Here is a 22,419-nt window from a genome sequence, read left to right on the forward strand (position 1 = left end):
AGCGGGACAATCTCAGCCGGCCTTCGGCAGGGTCAGCCGCGCCGCCAGTCCGCCGCGCGGCGCCTCGTCTAGCGTCAGCGCACCGCCGTACAGTTCCGCCAGTTCGGCGACGATCGCGAGGCCGAAGCCATAGCCTTCGCCGCGCTCGTCGATCCGCACCCCCGGTTGCAGCGCCTTGGCGCGTGCATCCGGGACGAGGCCCGGCCCGTCGTCCAGCACCGCGACCTGCCAGGCGCGCTCCGCCGCAACCGCCGCGATCTCCACCGTCCGGCTTGCATGGCGACAGGCATTGTCGACGAGATTGCCCAGCATCTCCTCGAGATCCTGCCGCTCCACCGCGACCGTCGCGCCGTCCGCCACGGTGACCTCGACAACGATCTGCCGTTCGGCGTGGATATGGCGCAGCGCATCGGCAACGTCGGCGGCCACCTCGCCCAGCGCACTGCGCGCCCGCTCGCCCGCCGACGGAGCGGCGCTGCGCGCACGCCGCAGGTGGTGCGCGATCCTGCCGTCGAGTTCCGCGACCAGTGCCCGGGCCTCTGCCGATGCGCCGTCCCGCTCCAGACGCAGCGCCAGCGTCGCCAGCGGCGTCTTCAAGCCATGCGCCAGATTGGCGACATGGTGGCGCGCGTTGGCCAATCCCGCGGCATTCTGGGCAATCAGCGCGTTGATCTCTTCGGCCAGCGGCACCAGTTCGCGCGGCTGGTCGAGCGGCAGCGCCGCGTCGCTCCCTGCCCGCACCCGCGCCACCGCCCCCTGCAACGCGCGGATCGGCCGCAGGCCCAGCCGCAATTGCACCCAGGTTGCCGCCGCCAGGCCCGCGCCGAGCAGCGCCAGCGCGATCGCCAGCGTGCCGCGCGCAGCCAACAATGGTCGCTCGACCAGCGCGCGCGGTGCGCCCGCGACGATCTCCGCACTGCCGCCGCCGATCGGTACGACCAGTCGGCGCAGGTGGATGCGGCGCCCGTCCGGGCCACGCCCGTCGCCTGGTGCGATGCCCGCGGCGGGTGGCAGGGCAGGAGGACCCGCCAAGGGCGGCCCGCCGCGCGGCGGGGCATCGGCGATCGGTGCGCCGCGTTGCCAGGAGCCGGCTACGCTGCGGACCCGCCAGCCCCAGCCCGATCCCGGCGTGTCGAAGCCGGGCAGATCGGCGACCCGTGCCGGATCGAGGCGCCCGTCGGGCGTGATCGCACGCGCCAGCATGCCGACTTCGGCATCGAGCCGCTCGTCGAGGCCCTGCATGACGAACCGCTCCAAGACGCCGCCGATCGTCACACTGGCGAAGGCGAGGGCGGCGATGCCGCTGATCGCGGCGATCAACAGCAGGCGTGCGTGCAGCGACAGACGCGTCACGCCGGATTGCCCTCACCCGCGGTCAGCCGATAGCCGCGACCGCGCACCGTCTCGATCATCTCCGCTCCGATCTTGCGGCGGAGCCGTGCGACGATCACCTCGAGCGAGTTGGAATCGTTATCGGCATCATATTCGTAGACGCGCTCGATCAGCTCGCCGCGGTCGACGACGACCTCGCGGCGCAGCATCAGCGCCGACAGCACGCGCCATTCGAAGGCGGTCAGCTTGAGCGGCAAGCCATCCAGATCGAAATGCCCCAATTGCGTGTCATAGCCCAGCCGCCCGCAGGTGATCCGCGCCGCCGCATGCCCCGCCGCACGGCGGACCAGGGCGCGCAGCCGCATCACCACCTCCTCGATACGGAACGGCTTGGTCAGATAATCGTCGGCACCGGCCTTGAAGCCCGCGACCTTTTCCGACCAGGCGTCGCGCGCCGTCAGGATCAATACCGGCAGATCGCGCCCCGCCTTGCGCCAGGCGGCCAGCACCGACAGACCATCGACCTTGGGCAGGCCGAGATCGAGAACCGCCGCATCATACCGTTCGGTGTCGCCGAGATGCAGCCCTTCCTCGCCGTCGCGCGCGACGTCGACGGCGCAATTTTCCGCCCGCAGCGCGCGTGCGATCTCGCTTGCCAGCGCCTCGTCGTCTTCGACCAGCAGAATACGCACCGAATAGGTCCCTCTTCGACAGGCTGCGCCTATTGCGCCAACCCAAACCCAATCTGAACGATCCGGTTCAGCCTGGCCGCGACCCGAATCACCTATACCGGCCTTCGTCACCAAGAACGAAGGACAGTCACGATGAAGACGTTCGCTTCCCCCAAGACCCGCTTCGCCCTGGCCGGCGTGGCGCTGCTGCTCGCCGGCGGCGGCGTCGGCTCGTCGATCACCCATGCCGTCCAGCCCGAGCGGGTGATGGCCGCCGCGCCGCCGGTGCGGATCGCGTCGCTCGCCAATCTGCAGGCGCCGCTGATCGGCGCGCCGATCGCCACCGTGCGCGGCCGCATCGTCGAACAATATGGCCGGCGCGTCGTGCTCGACGACGGCAGCGGTCGCGTGCTGGTGGAAACCGGCCCGGATCGCACTGGCGCCCCCAGCTTCGCGATCGGTCAGACGATCACCGCGCAGGGCCGCTACGACCAGGGGTCGATCCATGCGATCTATCTGATCGGCGCCGACGGCCGCGCCTATGCCGCCGAACCGCCGCACGGCCCGCACCCCGGCCCGGGCGGGCCTGGGGGTCCGGGCGGTCCGGAAGGCCCGCGGCCGCCGCACGGCGATCGCGGCCCCGGCGACGGCGCGCCGCCGCCTCCGCCGCCGGCCGGCGGCGCTCCGGCCCCCGTGCCTGGCGCGGCACCGGTCCCGACGGGGGCTCCGGCTCCTGCCGCCGCACCGACCGCGGCGCCCGCCGCCACGGCCCCGCGCGCCTGATCGCGTAACCGCATAATAAGGCGCCGTCCGGTACGCTACCGGGCGGCGCCTTTCGCTTTATGTTGTCGGGACGGCGGCTTATGCTGCTGGAATGGGGGAAGAAACGGCCGGACAGGCGGAACGGGTCGGGGGTGACATCGAACGCGGTGCCGCCGACACCGAGCGGCTCCAGCTCGCGCTCGCCGCCGGCGCGATCATCGGCACCTGGTTCTGGGACCTGCCGAATGACCGCTTCACCATCGACGCGCAATTCGCCGAGGCCTTCGGTATCGATCCGGCGCTCGATCGCGAGGCGCTGACCTTCGATCAGATCGTCGACACCGTCCATCCCGATGACAAGCCGGGGCTGGTCGCCGCGATCGACGCGGTGATCGCGCGCGGCGGCGCCTATGCCCATCAATATCGGGTGCGCCGTGCCGATGGCGCCTACCATTGGATCGAGGCCAACGGCCGCGTCGAAATGGCGGCCGATGGCACGGCGGAACGCTTCGCCGGCGTGCTGCTCGACGTCGGCCACCAGCGGGCGATGCAGGCGGAGCGGGATCGCGCCCATGCGCTCGCCGCCGCGATCGTCGAGGCGGTGCCGGGCGTCGTCTACGCCAAGGACCGGCAGGGGCGGATGCTGCTCGGCAATGCCGGCACCACTGCGCTGATCGGCGTGCCGCCGGAACGCTATCTCGGCCGGACGGATGCCGAATTCCTCGCCGATCCCGAACAGGCGCGGCGGATCATGGCGACGGATCGCCGCATCATGATGACGGGCGTGCTCGAACAGGTCGAGGAGGAGGTCAGCCTCCCCGACGGCGAGTCGGCGATCTGGCTGTCGACCAAGGCGCCGCTGCGCAATGCGGCGGGCGAGGTGATCGGGCTGGTCGGATCGTCGCTCGACATCACCGCGCGCAAGCGGATCGAGCAGGAGCGCGAGGCGCTGAACGAACTGCTCGAAGGTCGCGTCGCCGCCGCCATCGCCGAACGCGAGCAGATCGAGGAGGTGATGCGCCAGTCGCAGAAGATGGAGGCGGTCGGCCAGCTGACCGGCGGCGTCGCGCACGACTTCAACAATCTTCTCACCATCATCCGCTCGTCGGTCGATCTGCTGCGGCGGCCCGACCTGCCCGACGAGCGCCGCCGCCGCTATCTCGACGCGGTGTCGGACACGGTCGACCGCGCCGCCAAGCTGACGCGGCAGTTGCTCGCCTTTGCGCGGCGGCAGGCGCTGCGACCCGAGACCTTCGATGCTTGTGCCAAGCTCGACGAGGTCGGCGACATGCTCGACACGCTGACCGGCGCGCGTGTCGACATCGCGCTCGATCTGCCGGGCACCCCCTGCTTCATCCACGCCGACGTCAGCCAGTTCGAAACCGCCCTGGTCAACATGGTGGTGAACGCCCGCGACGCGATGGACGGCAGCGGCACCATCACGCTGCGCGTGGCGGCGGACCGCCCGCTGCCGCCGATCCGCGGCCACGGCGGCGGCGGCGGCCCGTTCGTCGCCGTGTCGATCGTCGACCGTGGCGAAGGGATTCCCGCCCATCATCTCGCCAGCATCTTCGAACCGTTCTTCACGACCAAGGGCGTCGGCAAGGGCACCGGCCTCGGCCTCAGCCAGGTGTTCGGCTTCGCCAAGCAATCGGGCGGCGACATCGACGTCGACAGCGTGGTCGGCGAGGGCAGCCGATTCACCCTCTACCTGCCGCAGGTCGGGGCGCCGATGCCGCAAGTCGAAACGGTCACCGCCACCGCCGCGCTGCGCGGGCAGGGCAGCCGGGTGCTGGTGGTCGAGGACAATGTCGACGTCGGCGCCTTCTCGTCGCAAATCCTCGCCGACCTCGGCTATGACGCGGATTGCGTGACGAGCGGGGAATCGGCGCTCGCCGCGCTGGGGGCGAATGGCGCCGGCTATGACGTCGTCTTTTCCGACGTGGTGATGCCGGGGATGGGCGGGCTGGAACTCGCACGCACGTTGCGCGAGCGATGGCCGGCGCTGCCCGTGATCCTCGCGTCGGGTTACAGCCACGTGCTGGCGGAGGACGCCGATCACGGCTTTCCGCTGCTCCACAAGCCCTATTCCGCCGAGCAATTATCGGGTGCGCTGCGCGCGGTCCTTCGTAGCGGGGCCTGATCGGCGGCGTCAGCGGCCGCGGTCGGCCGCCAGCTGCTCGGCGGCGACGCGCTGCAGCGACGCGGCGAGATCGGGTGACAGTCCCAGTTCGTCCGCGGCGCGCTCGCCCGAACCCAGGCTGCGCGGATCCACCCCGGTCACCCGCCCGAACACCATCAGCGCCTCCAGATAATAGCCGGCGATGCTAGCGTGATATTGGTCGTACGACCACAGATTGACCTGGCCGTAGGTGATGCCGTCATAGGGATCGGGATCGGCGACCGCCGTCGCCATCGCGCGCGTCCAGGCCTGACCCACGGCGACGACCTCGCTCGCCCGGTTGACGCGGCGGGCGCGATCGGCGGCGACGCGCAGATCGTCGGCCATCGCCGCGATGCCGCGCCCGTACCAATGGCCGCCCGGCCGATAGGTCTGGTCGGCGCGGCTCCATGTCGCGGTCAGCGCGATGCGGACGTTGGGGTTGCGGCCGCGGAACAGCTCCGCCAGCCGCCCGACCGCGGCGATATAGCGGGTCGGATCGCCCGGCCGCTCGCGGTCGAGCGTGCTGAACTCCTGCAGCACCACCGTATCCCATGGCCGATCGAACAGGTGCCGCCGCTCGTCATAATGCCAGGCGAGGCTCTGGCCGCCCTGCGTCTCCAGGCTGACCGCATAGCGCAGCCCGGCCTGCTCGGTGAACGCCTTGAACAGGGCAGGCACGCCGCCATAGCCCTGACCGGTCAGATCGGTGACGCGGTCGGCATGCCAGTTGCGCACCGCCGAATGCGCGCCCTGCGTGAAGCTGTTGCCGATGAACAGGATCGTGCGCGGCGTCGCGGTCACCGGCGGCGGCACGATCCGCTGCCCGTTGCGGGCGAGCGCCGGCACGGGGGCGACGAGGACGGTGGCGGCGATCAGGGCACGGATCATGACGGGGGCCATGCCAGATCGGGAGGGCGGGGGGCAATATCGGCCGGTCCCGCCGTCGGCGACGGATCGGTGCAGCCCGATGACGCCCGCGCGATCAGCCGCTATCAGCCCGGACATCATGTCGCGTTTCCACCAGGACGACCTTGCCCGCCTCGCCGCCGTCGATCGCCTGCGCCAACTGCGTCCGCGGGCCGGGATCGACTTCGCCTCCAATGACTATCTCGGCCTCGCCGCCTCGTCTCGACTGCGCGAGGCGGTGGCGGAAGCCCTAGCGCGCGGCGTCGCCGTCGGCTCGGGCGGCTCGCGGCTGCTGCGCGGCAACGACCCGGAACATGAGGCGCTGGAGGCGGAGGCGGCGGTGCATTTCGGCAGCGAGACGGCGCTGTTCTTCGCCACCGGCTTTGCCGCCAATCAGGCGCTGTTCGCGACATTGCCGCAGCCGCAGGACCTGATCGTCCACGATGCCCATGTCCACGCCAGCGCGCACGATGGCATGCGCCTCGGCCGCAGCCCGCGCGTCGCCGCCGCCCACAACGACGCCGACGCCTTCGACGCCGCCATCCGCCGCTGGCGCCGCGACGGCGGGACCGGCACGCCGTGGATCGCGGTCGAGAGCCTCTATTCGATGGACGGCGATGTCGCGCCGCTCGACGATCTGGCCGCCATCGCCGACCGCCACGACGCGATGCTGGTCATCGACGAAGCCCATGCCACCGGCGTGTTCGGGCCGGAGGGGCGGGGCCTCGCGCACCGGCTGCACGCACGATCCAACGTCGTCACCTTGCATACGTGCGGTAAGGCCCTGGGGGCGGAAGGGGGCCTGGTCTGCCTGTCCGCGACCCTGCGCGATTTCCTGGTCAATCGCGGCCGCAGCTTCGTCTTCTCGACCGCGCCTTCGCCGCTGATGGCGGCGGCGGTGCGCGAGAGCCTGCGCATCCTCGCTGACGAGCCGGAGCGACAGGTCGCGCTCCGCGCGCTCGTGACCCACGCGGCCGACCGGCTGACCCCGCTCGGCATCCCCGCGACGGGCACGCAGATCGTCCCGGTCATCCTCGGCAGCGACGGTGCCGCGGTCGCGCGGGCCGCGGCATTGCAGGCGACCGGGTTCGACATACGCGCGATCCGGCCGCCGACGGTCGCGCCGGGCACCGCGCGGCTGCGCCTGTCGATCACGCTCAACGTCGATGCGGCGGCGATCGACGCCCTGGGCGATGCCCTCGCCGCCGCCCTGGAGGAAGCATGACCACGATCGTCGTCACCGGTACCGATACCGACGTCGGCAAGACCGTCTTCGCCGCCGCGCTCGCCGCGGCATTGGACGCGCGCTATTGGAAGCCCGTGCAGGCGGGGGACGACGACGGCAGCGACCGCGAACGCGTCGCCCGGCTCGCCGGCTTGCCGTCCGACGCACTGCTGCCCGAGGCCTATCGACTGCGCACGCCCTGTTCGCCGCATCGCGCCGCGCAGATCGACGGCGTGACGATCGATCCGGCACGGCTGGCGCTGCCAAGCGTCGACGGTCCGCTGGTCGTCGAAGGTGCCGGCGGCGTGCTCGTGCCGCTGAACGACGACATGCTCTACGCCGATTTGTTCGCGCGCTGGCAGGCACCAGTTGTGCTGGTCGCCCGAACGCAGCTCGGCACCATCAACCATAGCCTGTTGTCGATCGAGGCGCTGCGGACGCGGGGCGTGCCGATCCTCGGTATCGCCTTCATCGGTGACGCGCAGGAGGATAGCGAGGCGACGATCGCACGAATCGGCGCGGTGCGCCGGCTCGGCCGCCTGCCGCGCCTCGACCCGTTGACGCCCGCCGCCCTCGCCACGGCCTTCGCGGCCGCCTTCGACGTTCGGGATTTCGCATGACCGATTCGCCCATCTGGCATCCCTTCACGCAGCACGGGCTCGGCGAGCCGATCCCGCTCGTCACCCATGCCGAGGGGGCGACGCTGTTCACCCGCGACGGGCGCAGGATCGTCGATGCGATCTCGTCCTGGTGGGTGACGACGCACGGCCATGCACATCCCCGGATCGGCGCCGCGATCGCCGAACAGGCGGGTCGGCTCGACCAGATCATCTTCGCCGGTTGGACGCACGAGCCGGCCGAAGCGGTGGCGCGCGACCTCATCGCGATCATGCCGCCCGAACTGACGCGTGTCTTCTTCAGCGATTCTGGTTCGACCAGTGTCGAGGTCGCGCTGAAGATGGCGCTCGGCTATTGGCTGCATCGGGGCGAGCCGCGGCATCGCATCTTGGTCCTCGAACATGGCTATCACGGTGACACGATCGGCGCGATGTCGATCGGCGCGCGCGGCGCGTTCAACCGCGCCTACCAACCGTTGCTGTTCGACGTTGCGACCATTCCCTTTCCGGCGGCGGGGCGGGAGCAGGCGACGCTGGACGCGCTCGCCGCCGCCCTGCGGGAAAGCCCGGCCGCGCTGGTCGTCGAGCCGCTGATCGTCGGCGCAGGAGGCATGCTGACCTACCCCGCCTGGGTGCTGGCCGAAATGCGGCGGCTTTGCGCGGATGCGGGGGTGCTGTTCATCGCCGACGAGGTGATGACCGGCTGGGGCCGCACCGGCACGCTTCTGGCCTGCGAGCAGGCCGGCGTCGTGCCCGACATTCTGTGCCTGTCGAAGGGGCTGACCGGCGGCGCGGTGCCGCTGGCCGTGACCATGGCGATCGAGCCCATCTATCAGGCGCATCACGCCGCCGACCGATCGCGGATGTTCTTCCACTCGTCCAGCTACACCGCCAATCCGATCGCCTGCGCGGCGGCGGCGGCGAACTTGGCCATCTGGCGCGAAGAGCCGGTGCGGGAACGGATCGCGTCGCTCGCCGATCGCCAGCGCACGCGGCTGGCCGCACTGGCGCAGACGCCCGGCGTCGCCAATCCGCGCCAGCTCGGCACGATCGCCGCGGTCGACCTGCCGGGTGGCGACGGCGGCTATCTGTCCAAACGATCGCCGAGACTGCTCGCCTTCTTCCGCGAGCGGGGCCTGCTGCTCCGGCCGCTCGGCACGACGGTCTATGTCATGCCGCCCTATTGCATCGGCGATAACGACCTGGATGCGATCTATGCGGCGATCGCCGAGGCGGCGGCCCTTTGAAGCATCGCCCCGATCAACGGACTGCAACGATCAGATCGGCACCTTCTCGCTGATATACGGATCCTTGGGCGGCTTGCGCGGCACATGCACCTTGATCGCGGGCCGTGCCGCCTGCTCCGCCAGCCACGCCGGACCGTTCTTCTGCTTGCGGATCGATGCGTCGGTCCGATAGGCAACCAGCCCGTAGATCGGCCGTCGGCCGTAGCCCGGCGCCGAATCCCCGAACGCCCAGGCGATGTTGCCGTAGGTCGACGGATCGCGGCCATCCAGACTGAACCGGTCGTTGAGGTAACAGGCGGTCGCCCAGCCTTCCTCCGGACTCGGCGTCATCTGGATCAGCCATTTCGCCCAGAACATCCGCACGTTGTTGTGCATCCAGCCGTCGAGCAGGAACTGCTTCTGACAGGCGTTCCAGCTTTCGTTGTCGGTCTCGCCATGGACCAACGCATGCAGCGTCTCGCGGTTCGGCCGTTCGTCCTTGGCATGTTCGGCCAGCTCGCGCCGGGCATATTCGGGCAGCCGGGCATAGCTTTCCGGCACGCGCATCCGCCGCGCCTTGTAGTGGAACCACTCGCGCCAGGTGAGCAATTCGTCCAGATATTTGCGGCGCTTTTCCGCCGACACATCCGCCGCCTGGACGGTGGCGATGATCTCGCGCGGGCCGATCATGCCGAAATGGAGATAGGGCGACAGCTCGCTCGCGCCATCGTCGCGCGAGGCGTCACCCCGCGCCTCGGCGTAGCGGGGCAGCACCTCCTCGGCCAGCCGCGTCAGCCGATCAGTGATCGCCGCGCGCGTCGCCGGGAAGCGCGGCGCCGGCGGCAGGTCGTGATCGATGGCAAGCCTGGCGATCAGCGCGTCGAGCGCGGCATCGTCCATCGTCGTCAGATCGTCGGGCTCGTAGGGCAGGGGGCCGTCATAGGCCGGCCGCTCCGGCTCCTCGTCATGCCCCTCATACCATTGCTCGCGCACCTCCTCGTGTCGGCGGCGGAAGGCGCTGGTCGCGCGGATGTCATCCTTCAGCACCGCGGGCGGGACGGTGCAGGCGGCGTTGACCGCATAGACGGGCCGGCCGCTCTTCTCCGCCACCCGTTCCGCCTGCCATTGCGCCACGAAGGCCGGCTGGTCCTCCACCACCACCGCCGCGGCGCGTTCGGCGAGGCGGTAGACCAGACCCTTCTCGCGCTTGCCGGCGCGATCGACATATTGGATGCAGCGCAGGCCGCGGTCGCGGCATTGCCGCGCCAGTTCGCGCGACGCGCCGAGGATGAAGCGGTGCAACCGGTCGGAGGCGTAGGGATAATCCTCCCGCAGGCCGTGATAGACCAGCACCGGCAGGCCGGCGGCGTTGCCCAGTCGCACCGCCGCGTCGATCACCGGATTGTCGTGCCCGCGCAGCGCCTGTTGCAGCCAGCACAGCACGTAATCCGCCTTGGCCGGCGTTGCCGCCGCATTCATGGCGCGCACGCGCGGGGCCTCGTTCCAGTCGGCCAGCGGCTTGGGAAGGGTATCGCTCATGCCGGCCCAACGCTTGCCGACGGGTTCGGTGTCAGGCAAGCCGCGCGCCATGGCCGTCACCGATATCGCCACGCGCACCTGGGATCATAATTGGCGGCTCGATCCGATCGTGCGCAGCCTGCTCGACACCGATTTCTACAAATTGCTGATGCTGCAGATGATCCGGCATCTGCATGGCGATGTGCAGGCGACCTTCCGCCTGATCAACCGCACCACATCGGTGCGGCTGGCGGAGGTGATCGACGAGGGCGAACTGCGGGCACAGCTCGATCATGCGCGCACCCTCCGCTTCGCCAAGAAGGAGCTGATCTGGCTGGCGGGCAACAGCTTCTACGGTCGGGCGCAGATGTTCGCGCCCGACTTCATCGCCTGGCTCGCCGACTTCCGCCTGCCGCCCTACGAACTGCATGTCGTCGACGGTCAGTTCGAACTGACCTTCGAGGGACCCTGGACGCATACGACGATGTGGGAAATCCCGGCGCTCGCCATCGTCAACGAACTGCGCGCCCGCGCCGCGATGCGCGACAAGGGCCGGTTCGCGCTCGACGTGCTCTACGCCCGCGCCAAGGCCAAGCTGTGGGATAAGGTGGAGCGGTTGCGCGAACTGCCCGACCTCGTCCTTTCCGACTTCGGCACGCGGCGGCGGCACGGCTTCCTGTGGCAGCGCTGGTGCGTCGAGGCGTTGAAGGAGGGGCTGGGGCCGCGGATGGTCGGCACCTCCAACGTACTGCTGGCGATGGACAACGATCTGGAGGCGATCGGCACCAATGCGCACGAGCTGCCGATGGTGCTCGCCGCCCTCGCACAGACCGACGCCGGCATCGCCGCCGCGCCCTATCGCGTGCTGGAGGAATGGCAGGCGCATTATGCCGGCAATCTGCTCGTCGTTCTGCCGGACGCCTTCGGGACGGAGGCGTTCCTGCGCGATGCCCCGGCCTGGGTCGCCGACTGGACCGGCTTCCGCCCCGACAGCGCGCCGCCGATCGCGGCGGGCGAGCGGATCATCCGCTGGTGGCAGGAGCACGGCCAGGACCCGGCGTCGAAACTGCTGATCTTCTCCGACGGCATGGATGTCGACAGCATCGAGCGGGTCTACCACCATTTCCACGGCCGGGTGCGAATGAGCTTCGGCTGGGGCACGAATCTGACCAACGACTTCCGCGGCTGCGATCCCGACGGCCAGCCGGGGCTCGAGCCGATCTCGCTGGTCGCCAAGGTAGTCAGCGCCAACGGCCGGCCCGCGGTCAAGCTCTCCGACAACCCGGCCAAGGCGACCGGCGCGTCGGAGGAGATCGCGCGCTATCTGCGCATCTTCGGCGGCGACGGCCGGACGACGACGGCGGTCGCGGTCTAGGGTCTGCTTAGCCCCCCCCTGAAAAGGAGGGGCGCTTCTGCCCGCCGTCATCGGCTCTCGTCCTTCCCGGCGCGCGGGGAGGATTTCAGGTCATCTTGAACCACAGCGGATGCTCGGCGAAGACGTCGCGCGCCGCGCGCTCGCCATCCGAAAACCGCACCGTCGCCTCCGGCACGTCGACCCCGCGGATCAGCGCCGCGACCTTCAGCGTCCTGCCGTTCGCGCTGCGCGTGAATGCCACCACACGGTCGCTGCCCGACACCTCGACCGGGCGATAGTCGCCATAGGCGAACAGCACCGGATCGGCGCGCCGCAAGGCGAGCAGGTCGGCGATCAGCCGCATCTTCGCCGGCATCCCTTGCGCCAACAGCCGTTGGCGAAGGTCATAGTCGACCGGCCGGCGGTTGTCCGGATCGACCAGGCTGAGGTCGGCGAGCTCCGTCCCCTGATACAGGTCCGGAACGCCTGGCAGCGTGTAGCGCAGCAGCACCTGTACCAGCGTGTTCGCCGTTGCCGCCGGCGCCAGTTCGGCGACATAGTCCGTCAGCTCGCTGACGAAGGCCGCGTCGCCGAGAAGGTCGTCGACCAGCCCCGCCGCTTCTTCTTCATAGGCTTCGTCGGGCGCTTCCCACGACGAGCGCAATTTGGCCTCGCGCAGCGCCTTCTGCTGCCACGCCTTGACCCGCTCCGCGACGTCTGCATGGACGCCATCCTCCGGCAACACGCCGACCAGCGTCTGCAACAGCATGTAGCGATCCGCCGCGTTGATCTCCCGGTCCCCGTGCAGCCGCATCCAGCGCTGCGCGCGTGACTGCCAGGCGTCGGGCCGCGCGCTCAGCACCGCGAGCCGCGCGCGCACGTCCTCGCCCCGCTTGTGGTCGTGCGTGGCGGTGGTCAGCATCGCATGCGGCACGTCACGGGCGCGCTCGATGATCTGCCGATGGAAGTCCTCGACCGAAACCCCCAGTGTCTCGGCATCCGCGCCGACGTCGTTGCGGCTGATCAGCCGGCCATAGCGGTAGAAGGCGGTATCCTCCACCGCCTTGGCGGCGATGGGCGCGGACAGTTGCTGGAAGCGCCGCACCGCCTCCGCCGCCAGCCCGGGATCATCCGGACCGTCACCCGCCAGCCACGACAGGATTAGATCCGTGATCGGCGCCTCGCCCGGCGGGATCAGGCCCGCAATCCGCTCGCGCACGATATCGCGCGTGCGTGCGTCCCGCTCCGGCGCATCGTCGCCGGTGCCATAGGTGCGGTAGACGGGGAAGCGCCACAGCAGCCGCTCGATCGCGCGGCGCAGCATGGCGGCAGTGATGCCGTCGCCATCCGGCGTCGACGCGGCGAGCGCGGCAAATGCCGCGACGCAGCCGTCCAGCTGTCCGGCGAATTGCCAGGACAGCAGCTCCTGCCGCGCCTCATATTCCTCGACCTCGAAGAACTCGCCGCGGCGGCTGATCGCGTCCCATTGCTCCGCCAGCGCCAGTGCACCTGCCGGATCGTGGATCAGCGTGCCGACCAGCTCCATGAAGTCGTAGCCGCTGGTGCCGTCGACGCCCCAGCCGGTCGGCTGCGGCTCGCCAACCCCCAGGATCTTCTCGATGACGATCCACGCATCCGGCCCCAGCCGCTCGCGCAACGTGCGGCAATAGCCGATCGGATCGGTCAGTCCGTCGACATGGTCGACGCGCACGCCCTCGATCAGCCCGTCCTCGTACAGCCGGACATACAGGGCGTGCGTCGCCTCGAACACCGCCGGATCCTCGATCCGCACGCCGGCAAGATCGTTGACGGTGAAGAAGCGCCGCCAGTTCAATTCGTCATTCGCCACCCGCCAGCTGGCGAGCCGATAATGCTGGCGATCGACCAGCTCGGCGAGCGGCAGGCTGTCCGCCTCCGCCTGATCCTCGTCACGGATCGGAAAGCGATGCTCGCCATAAGCGACCAGTACCCAGCGGTCACCGTCGCGCTCCACCGTCAGGTCACCGTCAGCGAGCACCTGCGACAGCGGCGCGCCGAGCACGGGCAGCACCAGCCGGCCGTCCGACGCCTGCCAGTCGATGTCGAACACCGGCGCGAACTCGCTTGCCTGCCCCTTGGCCAGTACGTCGTTCCACCAGGCATTGCCGCCGCCGGCGACGCCCATGTGGTTGGGGACGATGTCGATGATGATCCCCATGCCGCGCGCCTGCGCCGCCTTGGCCAGCGAACGGAAGGCTTCCTCGCCGCCGAGTTCGGGATTGATCCGCGTCGGATCGATCACGTCATAGCCGTGCATCGATCCGGCGGCGGCGACGGTGATCGGCGAGGCGTAGATATGGCTGATCCCGAGCGCGTCGAGATAGGGCAGCAGCGCCTCCGCCGCCTCGAAGCGGAAGTCCTTGTGGAACTGGAAGCGGTAGGTGGCGCGGGGCGTCATGCGGGTCTCGCTTCGTTGAGCAGGGCAGTGCGCCGCGCGACCTCCGGCCGGGCGAGCAGCGCCGCGGTCGTGTCGGGCAGCCGCCGGCGCCAGTTGGGATGTTCGTCGGTGGTGCCGGGCAGATTGGGCTGTTCCTCAATCCCGACCAGATCCTCGATCGGCACGATCAGCAGGGGGCAGCGCGCCGTCGCGGTCAGCGCCAGCGCCGCGTCGACCGCGGGGGCGGGGTCGTTGGGCATCGGCCCCTTCGCCACGCCCGCCTCGGTCGCCGTGGTCCAGAGCTGCTTGCGCTCGCCGATGCGTCGGACGCGCTCGGCCGCCTCGTCGCCGTCGCTGCGCTTCAGCTTGTGCGCCCAGGTGATGTCGCGCCCGGTCCACCAGCCGGCCAACGTCGCCGTGTCATGCGTGCCGGTCATCGCTACCGCGCACGCATCCCAATCGGCCGGGTTGGTGAAGCGACCCTGTTTGTCGCGCTCGAACGGCAGCACGCGCATGCCGTAGAGCCGGCGTTCGGCCATTGTGTCCCGGAACCCGGGGGGCACGGTGCCGAGATCCTCGCCGATCACCACCGCTCCGGCGCGATGCGATTCGATCGCCAGGATGCGCAACAGATCGTCGAACGGCATCGCGAGATAGGCGCCCTCGTGCGATGGCCGCCCCGCCGGGATCACCCAAAGCCGCTTGAGGCCGAGGGCGTGGTCGATGCGGATGCCGCCGGCGTGACAGACGGTTGCGCGCACGGTGCGGATGAAGGCGTCGAATCCGGTCCGCCGCAAGGCGAAGGGCGACAGAGCGGTGATCCCCCAATCCTGCCCCTGCGGCCCGAGCGGATCGGGCGGTGCGCCGATCGACAGGCCGGTGAGCAGGTCGTCGCGCCGGCTCCAGCCGTGCGCGCCGCTGGCATCCATGCCGACGGCAAGGTCCGCAATCAGGCCGATCCGCATACCCGCGTCGCGGGCCGCCTGCTGCGCGGCGGCGAGGCTTTGCTCGGCCAGCCATTGCATAAAGGCATAGAAGTCGACGTCCGACGCATGCTCGGCGACAAAGCGGGCAACGGCCTCGCCGGCAGGATCGTGATATTGCGCGGGCCAATCCTGCCAGCCCGATGCCCGGTTGGCGGCGAAGAAATGCGCATGCAGCGCATCGAACCGCGCCTGCGCCTCGAGGTCGTCCCGTCCGGCGCGATCGTGGCGGAACGGTTCGAGCAGCGCCGCCGGGGCTCCATCGAAGACCTGCCGCAGCCAGGCGAGCCGCGCCGGCAGGGCATCGGACCAATCGATCAATGGCTGCACCGGGGCGGGCGGCGGCGTCGCGCCGATCAGCGCCGGATCGGCGAGCAGGGCATGGTGGAACAGCCGCGACGAGGGCGCGTAGGGGCTGAAGCGGCCGGCATCGGCCGGAAACAAGGCGTGGGTCGGGCTGATCGCCAGCGCCTGCGCACCGGCGGCGGCGAAGGCGCGTGCGGCGTCGGCAAGCGTGCCGAGATCGCCATAAGCCGTATCGGATCGCCCGCGAAGCGCCGGGATCTGCACCGCTGCACCCCAGAACCGGCCGTCGGGTAGCGACCGGCAGGTCGGCGGGGCAATGGCGAGATCGATCGCGGTGTCGCCGATGTGCAACCGGTGGTAACCGGGCTCGGCGATTGCCGGCAGCATGCCGTCGGCGATCGTCACGGTCCGCCGGGCACCGCCTTCCAGCATCAGTTCGGCGGCGCCCTGTGGCGCGCCGTCGGGCAGGCGAACCGCAGCACCGACATCGCCGCTGACGAACGCCCGGTCGCCGCTGCGCGTGTCGAGCGCCGCCAGGATCGCGTCGAGCACGTCGTCCGCGACGATATGCTGCCGGCCGTCGGCATCCTCCCATTCGCGACACAGGCCCACTGCCGCTGCCCTGGCGTGAAGATCGGACGCGCCGCCCGTCATCGCCCGATCCAGGCGCGGAACCGGTCGCCTTCGGCATGCAGCAATTCGCCGCTCACGTCCGGCAGGGGTGCCGGCGTGTCGGCAAGATCGATCGCGATCGTCAGCACGCTGCCGTCGCCGAGCTGCCAGCGCGCGATCACCGCCGCCGGGCCGGTCGCCTGCGCCCCGACCCCGCTCGCTTCGGCAAGATGCGGTATGATTCGCGACCGCCGTTTGGCGAGCAGGTCGGCGTAGAGCGCCCGCCATGCCGCGGCGTCCGGGCCGGAGCGGGGGCGCGAGGCGTCGAAGGTCGCCAGCGCATTGGGATCGGGGATCGCTTCGCGCGCGGCTTTGTCGGCGAACGCGTCGAACTTGGCGAATTCCTTGCGCCGCCCCTCTCGCACCGCATCGGCCAGTTCGTCGTGGAAGTCGGTGAAGAACAGGAACGGCGTCTCGCTGCCATCGGCGTCCCCCATGAACAGCAGGGGAATTTGCGGGCAGAGCAGCAACAGCGCCGTCGCCGCGCGCAGTCGTGCCGCATCGGTCAGCACCGTCAGCCGCTCGCCCATCGCGCGATTGCCGATCTGGTCGTGATTCTGCAGGAACGACACAAAGCGCGTCGGCGCCAGGAGCGCGCTGGGCTTGCCGCGCGGCTTGCCGTCGTGGTTGGGCGATCCCTCGCCCTGGTAGATGAACCCTTCGCTGAGGCATCGGGCCAGTCGTTCGGCCGGCCGGTCGGCGAAGTCGCCGTAATAGGCGCTGCTCTCCCCGGTCAGCAGGACGTGCAGCACGTTGTGGAAATCGTCGTTCCACTGCGCGTCGAACGTCGCCGGCGTCAGCCGGTCGGCGTCGTTGCGCTCGTTCTCGAGCACCAGATGGACGTGGCGATCGGGCAACGCCGCGCGTATCTCCTTCGCCATGGCATCGAGGAAATCGTCGTTTTGTAGCGCATGGACGGCGTCGAACCGCAGGCCGTCGAAGCGATAGTCGCTGAGCCACATCAGCGCATTGTCGACGAAGAACCGATGCACCGCCGGTGCGTCGACCGCGATGGCGCCGCCCCATGGCGTCTCCACCTCCGGATGGAAGAAGCCGCCGGCATAGGCGCCGAGGTAGTTTCCGTCGGGACCGAAGTGGTTGTAGACCACGTCGAGGAAGACGGACAGGCCATGGCCGTGCGCCGCGTCGACCAGCGCCTTGAGGTCCGCGGGCGTGCCGTAGCTCTCCGCCACCGCATAGGGCAGGACGCCGTCATAGCCCCAGTTGCGCGTGCCGCCGAAGGCGTTGACCGGCATCAGCTCGATTGCGGTGACGCCCAATGCCGCCCAGTCGGCCAGATGCTCCGCCACGCCGCGGAAGCCGCCAAGCGTGCCGGCATGGACCTCCAGCAACACCGTCTCTTGCCATGGTCGTCCCCGCCAGCCGGCGTTACGCCAGTCGAACGCCGGATCGACGACCACGCTCCAGCCGTGCACCCCATCGTGCTGCGCTCGCGAGGCGGGGTCGGGGACGACGGTCTCCGCATCCAGCCGGAAACGATAGCGGCTTCCCGCCGCCGCATCCGCATCCGCGCTGAACCAGCCCTGGTCGGACCGCGTCATCGCCAGCAAGGCTCCGCCGTCGATCTCCAGCGTCACCGCATCGCGATCGGGCGCCCAGAGCGAAAAGCGGGTGCGATCGTCGCCGAGCGGCTGCGGGCCCCAATTCATGCCTCGAACGCTCCGGTCCAGGTCAGCAGCACCGCGCCCTGCGGCGCAACCTCATAGGTGTCGTCGACCGTCAACTCGCCCTGATCGGGCTTGGCACTATCGATCAGCACCGTCCGCGTCGCCTGCGGCGGGGGCAGGTGGAAGGTGATCGGTTCAGCCGAGCCGTTGAGCAGCAGCGATACCGCCTCCAGCTCGCCGGCGTCGTTGCGGGTCGCGCGGCGCATCATCAGCGCTCGGCCGTCCGGATTGTCCCAATCCTCCGGGCTCAGCTGCTGCCCCCGTTCGTCCCACCATTCGATGTCGTTGACGCCCTGTCCCGGCGAATCCTGACCGTAGAGGAACGTCGCGGCGCGCAGCACGGGATAGCGCCGGCGCAGCTCGGTCAGCCTGCCGACGAAGTCGATCTGACGCTGGCCATCTTCCGACGCCGCCGCGTTCCAGTCGAGCCAGCTGATCGCATTGTCCTGGCAATAGGCGTTATTGTTGCCTTGCTGAGTGCGGCCGAATTCGTCGCCGGCGACCAGCATCGGCGTACCCAGCGAGGCAAGCAGCGTGGTCAGCATCGACCGCATGACACGACCCCGCGCGTCATTGATCGCGGGATCATCGGTCGGCCCCTCGGCACCCCAATTACGCGAATAGTTTTCGGAATGACCGTCGCGATTGTCTTCCTTGTTCGCCTCGTTGTGGCGGTCCTCGTACATCACCGTGTCGGCGAGGGTGAAACCATCATGCGCGGAGAGCAGGTTGATGCTCGCCCACGGCCGGCGCGCGCGCCGGTCGAACAGGTCGCCAGATCCCGACAGACGCGCCGCCAGCTCGCCGCGCTGGCCCGGATCGCCGCGCCAGAAGCGGCGCACCGTGTCGCGATATTTGTCGTTCCATTCGGCGAAGCCCGGCGGGAAGTTGCCGAGCTGATAGCCGCCGGGGCCGACGTCCCACGGCTCGCCCATCAGCTTCAGTCGGCCGAGCACCGGATCCTGCCGCACCACGTCGAAGAAGGCGGCGCCCGGGTCGAAGCCATGGTCCTCGCGCCCCAGCGTCAGGCCGAGGTCGAAGCGGAAGCCGTCGATGCCGAAACTGGTCGCCCAATAGCGCAGCGAGTCGGTCACCATCTGGATGACGCGCGCCTTGCTGAGGTTCAGCGTGTTGCCCGTCCCCGTGTCGTTGATCGTATAGCGCGGCTGATCCTTGACCAACCGGTAGTAACTGGCGTTGTCGAGTCCGCGCCACGACAGCGTCGGGCCCTTTTCGCTGCCCTCGCAGGTATGGTTGTAGACGACGTCGAGGATCACCTCGATCCCCGCCTTGTGCAGCCGGTGCACGGCGCGGCGCAGCTCGTCCTGGTGGTCCGACGCCATATAGGCCTGTTCGGGCGCGAAGAAGCCGAGCGTGTTATAGCCCCAATAGTTCTTCAGCCCCTTTTCCTGCAGGAACCGGTCCTGCGTGAAGGCATGGATCGGCAGCAGTTCGAGCGCGGTGACGCCGATCCGCTTGAGATGCGCGATCACCGCGGGATGGCCGAGTGCCGCATAGGTGCCGCGTTCGCGCGCGGGGACCAGCTCCATCAGCTTGGTCAGGCCCTTGACGTGCGCTTCGTAGATCACCGTTTCCGACCAGGGCGTGTTCGGCTTGGTGTCGCGCGACCAGTCCCAATGGTCGTCGACCACCACCGCCTTGGGCATGGCCGGCGCGCTGTCGCGCTTGTCGAAGCTCAGATCTTCCCTGGCATGGCCGACCTTGTAGCCGTGCAGCGCATCCGTCCATTTGATCTGGCCGGCCAGCCGCCGCGCATAGGGGTCGAGCAGCAGCTTGTTGGGGTTGAAGCGATGCCCTTCCTCCGGCGCGTAGCGACCATGCGCGCGATAGCCGTAGAGCAGCCCCGGCCCCGCCTCGGGCAGATAGCCGTGGAACACCTCGTCGGTACATTCGGGCAGGGCGATCCGCCCGATTTCGCGCTTGCCCGACGGGTCGAACAGGCACAGTTCGATGCGATCGGCATTGGCGGAATAGACGGCGAAATTGACGCCGAGGCCATCGAAAGTTGCGCCCAGCGGATAGGGCGAGCCCGGCTCGAGCCGGTCGGGCAAGGATGACACGTAGACGGAACCCCTTTGCTATGCCGCGCCCCAACGCAGGTGCAGCATGGAGGGTCCCATAGGATCGCTGTGTGTCAGCGCGGCGGCTTGCTGAGAAAACGCGATCCCGTCCGGCAGAAGCGCCACGGTGTCTCGACCCCGACGCTGATCCCGATCCGCGGTCCGGCGTGGATGTCGACCGGACCGTCCGCGGCGAGCAGCCGGAACGGCGGCCGATCGAGCGGCGCGCCGTCCAGCGCCTTGTCGACGCCGAGTGCCTGGCACAGCCGGCCCGGCCCGGCGCACAACAGCCGCGGATCGGCCAGTCCGCGTCGCGCCGCCATCCGATCCAGCCCGAACTCCGGTTCGACCGCCCGGATCAGCACCGCGCTGCCCGGCCGGCAGACGAGGTTCAGGCACCAGTGCAGCCCATAGCTGCGATAGACATAGGCATGGCCGGGCGGCCCGAACATCGCGGCGTTGCGCGGTGTCGGGCCGCGGAAGCTGTGCGCGGCGGGATCATCGGCGGCATAGGCCTCCGTCTCGACGATGGCGCCGCCGACGCCGTCGATCAGCAGCGTCGCGCCGACCAGCGCACGCGCCACCGTCACGACGTCTCGATCGAAAAAGGCGGGGGGCAGGGGATCACTCACCGGACGACCGCTGCGACACTAAGGCCGCGATGACCAGCCCTGATCGCCGGATCAGACGGGCGCCGTCCGGGCGGCGGCGGCGCGCGCGCTGCCATAGGCGATCCGACGCAGCAACGTTTCGGCCGGGCCCATGGGATGATGCGCCAGCCAGCAGCGGCACAGGATCGCGGAGACGATCCAGATACCGATCGCGATCAGCCACAGCTGCGGCAGGGTGAACAGCCCGACCATTCCGAGCGCATAAAAGAGCAGCGCGCCGAGCAGCGCCTGCAGGCAATAGACGCTCAGCGTCATCCGCCCCAGCGACCGCAAGGTCTTCGCCTCGCCCAGCGCGCCGCTGCGGAAGACGAGGACGATCGTGCCGGCATGGCCGAGCGTGACGAGCAGCCGCGCCGGCTGGAACGCGCCTTCGATCAATGCCCAGACGATCGGCGGGGTACCCGGCGTACCCATGTCAAGGCCGCTACGCACCAGCAGCCACAGATGCAGTCCGCGCAGGACCAGGCCACCGCCATAGCCGGCGATCGCCATCGTCCAATAGGTCCGCACCGGTGCCGTGCCGGTCAGGATGCCGGTGCGAAACAGCGCCATGCCGATCAACATGAAGGCCAGGCTTTCGGCGATGTCGAGCCAGCCGGTGAAACCGAGATTGGCGCCGAACCAGTAATTTTCGCTCCAGCGCCACAGCGACCGGGCACGCGTCCGCTCGCTGATCTTGTCGCGGATGCTGGTCGGCGAGGGGTGGATGCGCGCCTGTTCCGCTTCGGCCGCCGTGAGCGCCGCACGCTGGTCCGCGTCGATCGCCCGTCCTTGCGCGACGAGGGCCGCCGCTTCGTGTCCCTGTTGCCACTGCGCCGCCTGCTGGCGTGTCCAATAGGCGTCGTTGGCACCTAGTCCGGCGATCAGCAGCAGCGCTGCGGCGATCAGCGTACGCGGAGGGGCAGTGCGGAAGGCGAGCAGGAACAGGCCGGTGATGCCATAATTCCACAGGATCTCGCCCGGCCACAGGAACACCAGCCACAAGGCGATGCCGAACCCCATCAGTGCCAGGCAGCGGCGCGTCCAGACGTCCAGCGGCGCGGCACTGCCGCCCGGCCCTTCCGCCCGACGCAGCATCAGCAGCATGCTGGCGCCAAAGAGCAGGGTGAACAGGCCACGCATCGCACCCTGGACGAACAGACTCTGCACGCCCCAGGTGACCCATTCCGCGGTCCAGCCGATCGGGAAATGGGTCACCGGCACGGACGTCACGCCCCCCATGCCGAAGATATTCATCAGCAGGATGCCGCAGATCGCCACGCCGCGCAGCACGTCGAGCGTGTGGATGCGGTCGGCCGACACGCTGGCGGGCGCAAGAGGCAATCGGCTGGCGGCAATGGCATGATGATCGGAACGCGGCGGCACGCGGACTTTCCTCGACAACGATGATCCCCGGCGGGCTAACACTGCGACGGGTTGCCGCGCGCGCCAATGATTAACTTCCGGTCGGCATGTCCCGATACAAGAAGCGTTCGTATCGAACATTTACCAGTCCATTTCGGTCTGTCTCTACGATCCGTTAACCAACGTACATTATCAGTCGATCATCAAGGTGATCAGCAGGGGTGGGTGCGATGGCAAGTGCGGCGGTACGGTCGGTGCAGGTCGATACGGTGGCGGAGGGCGTGTCGCCTGCACAGATGATGGCCACGGCGCGCATGTTGCTCATCGAGGCGTTGGCGCTGCTCGACGCGAGCGAGGACCCGGCGGTCAGTCTTGCCGCCTGCAACGTCGACACGGCGATCGCCAATCTGCCCTGAGACGGCGGGCGCGCCGTGCCGGCGACGTCACGGTGAGCAGAACGGCGGCTCGCGCGTTGGAGAGGCA

The 22,419-nt window shown here is 69.4% G+C and carries 17 protein-coding genes; 7 read left to right on the forward strand and 10 right to left on the reverse strand.

The window, feature by feature from the left end; all coding sequences use genetic code 11:
• Positions 1–12: 12 nt before the first annotated feature.
• Positions 13–1,353 (reverse strand): sensor histidine kinase, encoded by a 1,341-nt coding sequence (locus tag D9601_RS00485; RefSeq protein WP_198351992.1) that lies wholly within the window; start codon positions 1,351–1,353, stop codon positions 13–15.
• Positions 1,350–2,024: a response regulator transcription factor gene (locus D9601_RS00490; protein ID WP_198351993.1), complete on the reverse strand. Its 675-nt coding sequence runs from the start codon at positions 2,022–2,024 to the stop codon at positions 1,350–1,352. Before D9601_RS00490 ends, D9601_RS00485 begins: the two co-directional genes overlap by 4 nt.
• Before the next feature lie 132 nt (positions 2,025–2,156).
• On the opposite strand from D9601_RS00490, the gene D9601_RS00495 reads away from it, so the two are divergent.
• Together D9601_RS00495 and D9601_RS00500 are read left to right on the forward strand one after the other, a co-directional pair.
• The gene (locus tag D9601_RS00495; RefSeq protein WP_198351994.1) at positions 2,157–2,786 is read left to right on the forward strand and encodes a hypothetical protein; all 630 of its coding nucleotides are present in this window, start codon (positions 2,157–2,159) and stop codon (positions 2,784–2,786) included.
• Between the two features lie 91 nt (positions 2,787–2,877).
• Positions 2,878–4,908, forward strand: coding sequence for a hybrid sensor histidine kinase/response regulator (locus D9601_RS00500; protein ID WP_198351995.1), 2,031 nt, complete (start codon positions 2,878–2,880; stop codon positions 4,906–4,908).
• A gap of 9 nt (positions 4,909–4,917) precedes the next feature.
• On the opposite strand, the gene D9601_RS00505 is transcribed toward D9601_RS00500, so the two are convergent.
• Entirely contained in the window at positions 4,918–5,817 is a 900-nt protein-coding gene (locus D9601_RS00505; RefSeq protein WP_198351996.1) for a DUF4886 domain-containing protein, read from the reverse strand.
• A 118-nt stretch (positions 5,818–5,935) separates the two neighbouring features.
• On the opposite strand from D9601_RS00505, the gene D9601_RS00510 reads away from it, so the two are divergent.
• The 3 genes from D9601_RS00510 to D9601_RS00520 are packed head-to-tail and all read left to right on the forward strand — an operon-like array spanning position 5,936 to position 8,924.
• A complete protein-coding gene (locus D9601_RS00510) occupies positions 5,936–7,060 on the forward strand; it encodes an 8-amino-7-oxononanoate synthase (protein WP_198351997.1) in 1,125 nt (374 codons plus the stop codon).
• Entirely contained in the window at positions 7,057–7,680 is a 624-nt protein-coding gene (gene bioD, locus D9601_RS00515; protein ID WP_198351998.1) for a dethiobiotin synthase, read from the forward strand. The genes D9601_RS00510 and bioD overlap by 4 nt, the downstream gene beginning before the upstream one ends.
• Positions 7,677–8,924 (forward strand): adenosylmethionine--8-amino-7-oxononanoate transaminase, encoded by a 1,248-nt coding sequence (locus D9601_RS00520; RefSeq protein ID WP_198351999.1) that lies wholly within the window; start codon positions 7,677–7,679, stop codon positions 8,922–8,924. The genes bioD and D9601_RS00520 overlap by 4 nt, the downstream gene beginning before the upstream one ends.
• A 30-nt stretch (positions 8,925–8,954) precedes the next feature.
• Here D9601_RS00520 and D9601_RS00525 read toward each other — a convergent pair whose 3' ends face one another.
• Positions 8,955–10,481 (reverse strand): deoxyribodipyrimidine photo-lyase, encoded by a 1,527-nt coding sequence (locus D9601_RS00525; protein ID WP_232473756.1) that lies wholly within the window; start codon positions 10,479–10,481, stop codon positions 8,955–8,957.
• A gap of 10 nt (positions 10,482–10,491) precedes the next feature.
• Here D9601_RS00525 and pncB point away from each other — a divergent pair, with 10 nt between their 5' ends.
• Positions 10,492–11,796, forward strand: a complete 1,305-nt coding sequence (gene pncB, locus D9601_RS00530) for a nicotinate phosphoribosyltransferase (protein WP_198352000.1) — start codon at positions 10,492–10,494, stop codon at positions 11,794–11,796.
• Positions 11,797–11,881: 85 nt separating this feature from the next.
• Here pncB and treY read toward each other — a convergent pair whose 3' ends face one another.
• From treY to D9601_RS20105, 6 genes are all read right to left on the reverse strand, one after another.
• Positions 11,882–14,212 carry a malto-oligosyltrehalose synthase gene (gene treY, locus D9601_RS00535; RefSeq protein ID WP_198352001.1) on the reverse strand — a complete coding sequence of 777 codons (2,331 nt, stop codon included), beginning with the start codon at positions 14,210–14,212 and terminating at the stop codon, positions 11,882–11,884.
• Positions 14,209–16,134, reverse strand: a complete 1,926-nt coding sequence (gene malQ, locus D9601_RS00540) for a 4-alpha-glucanotransferase (protein ID WP_198352002.1) — start codon at positions 16,132–16,134, stop codon at positions 14,209–14,211. Before malQ ends, treY begins: the two co-directional genes overlap by 4 nt.
• Positions 16,131–17,822 carry a malto-oligosyltrehalose trehalohydrolase gene (gene treZ, locus D9601_RS00545; RefSeq protein ID WP_198352003.1) on the reverse strand — a complete coding sequence of 564 codons (1,692 nt, stop codon included), beginning with the start codon at positions 17,820–17,822 and terminating at the stop codon, positions 16,131–16,133. Before treZ ends, malQ begins: the two co-directional genes overlap by 4 nt.
• Positions 17,819–19,921, reverse strand: a complete 2,103-nt coding sequence (glgX, locus tag D9601_RS00550; RefSeq protein ID WP_332837865.1) for a glycogen debranching protein GlgX — start codon at positions 19,919–19,921, stop codon at positions 17,819–17,821. Before glgX ends, treZ begins: the two co-directional genes overlap by 4 nt.
• Before the next feature lie 74 nt (positions 19,922–19,995).
• Complete coding sequence (locus tag D9601_RS00555) at positions 19,996–20,553, reverse strand: DNA-3-methyladenine glycosylase (RefSeq protein ID WP_332837866.1); 558 nt, start codon at positions 20,551–20,553, stop codon at positions 19,996–19,998.
• Positions 20,554–20,604: 51 nt separating this feature from the next.
• Positions 20,605–21,957, reverse strand: a complete 1,353-nt coding sequence (locus D9601_RS20105) for a DUF418 domain-containing protein (protein ID WP_198352004.1) — start codon at positions 21,955–21,957, stop codon at positions 20,605–20,607.
• Between the two features lie 209 nt (positions 21,958–22,166).
• Between D9601_RS20105 and D9601_RS00565 the strand changes: the two genes are divergently transcribed.
• The gene (locus tag D9601_RS00565; RefSeq protein WP_198352005.1) at positions 22,167–22,352 is read left to right on the forward strand and encodes a hypothetical protein; all 186 of its coding nucleotides are present in this window, start codon (positions 22,167–22,169) and stop codon (positions 22,350–22,352) included.
• Positions 22,353–22,419 lie beyond the last annotated feature (67 nt).

The organism is Sphingomonas sp. MA1305, assembly GCF_016107325.1.
In the GTDB taxonomy this organism is placed as follows: Bacteria; Pseudomonadota; Alphaproteobacteria; order Sphingomonadales; family Sphingomonadaceae; genus Sphingomonas.

Excerpts from the sequence above, each read along its gene's own strand:
- D9601_RS00495 (WP_198351994.1), top strand. The coding sequence starts at position 2,157 with ATGAAGACGTTCGCTTCCCCCAAGACCCGCTTCGCCCTGGCCGGCGTG.
- D9601_RS00500 (WP_198351995.1), top strand. The coding sequence starts at position 2,878 with ATGGGGGAAGAAACGGCCGGACAGGCGGAACGGGTCGGGGGTGACATC.
- D9601_RS00505 (WP_198351996.1), bottom strand. The coding sequence starts at position 5,817 with ATGATCCGTGCCCTGATCGCCGCCACCGTCCTCGTCGCCCCCGTGCCG.
- D9601_RS00510 (WP_198351997.1), top strand. The coding sequence starts at position 5,936 with ATGTCGCGTTTCCACCAGGACGACCTTGCCCGCCTCGCCGCCGTCGAT.
- bioD (WP_198351998.1), top strand. The coding sequence starts at position 7,057 with ATGACCACGATCGTCGTCACCGGTACCGATACCGACGTCGGCAAGACC.
- D9601_RS00520 (WP_198351999.1), top strand. The coding sequence starts at position 7,677 with ATGACCGATTCGCCCATCTGGCATCCCTTCACGCAGCACGGGCTCGGC.
- pncB (WP_198352000.1), top strand. The coding sequence starts at position 10,492 with ATGGCCGTCACCGATATCGCCACGCGCACCTGGGATCATAATTGGCGG.
- treY (WP_198352001.1), bottom strand. The coding sequence starts at position 14,212 with ATGACGCCCCGCGCCACCTACCGCTTCCAGTTCCACAAGGACTTCCGC.
- malQ (WP_198352002.1), bottom strand. The coding sequence starts at position 16,134 with ATGACGGGCGGCGCGTCCGATCTTCACGCCAGGGCAGCGGCAGTGGGC.
- treZ (WP_198352003.1), bottom strand. The coding sequence starts at position 17,822 with ATGAATTGGGGCCCGCAGCCGCTCGGCGACGATCGCACCCGCTTTTCG.
- D9601_RS00565 (WP_198352005.1), top strand. The coding sequence starts at position 22,167 with ATGGCAAGTGCGGCGGTACGGTCGGTGCAGGTCGATACGGTGGCGGAG.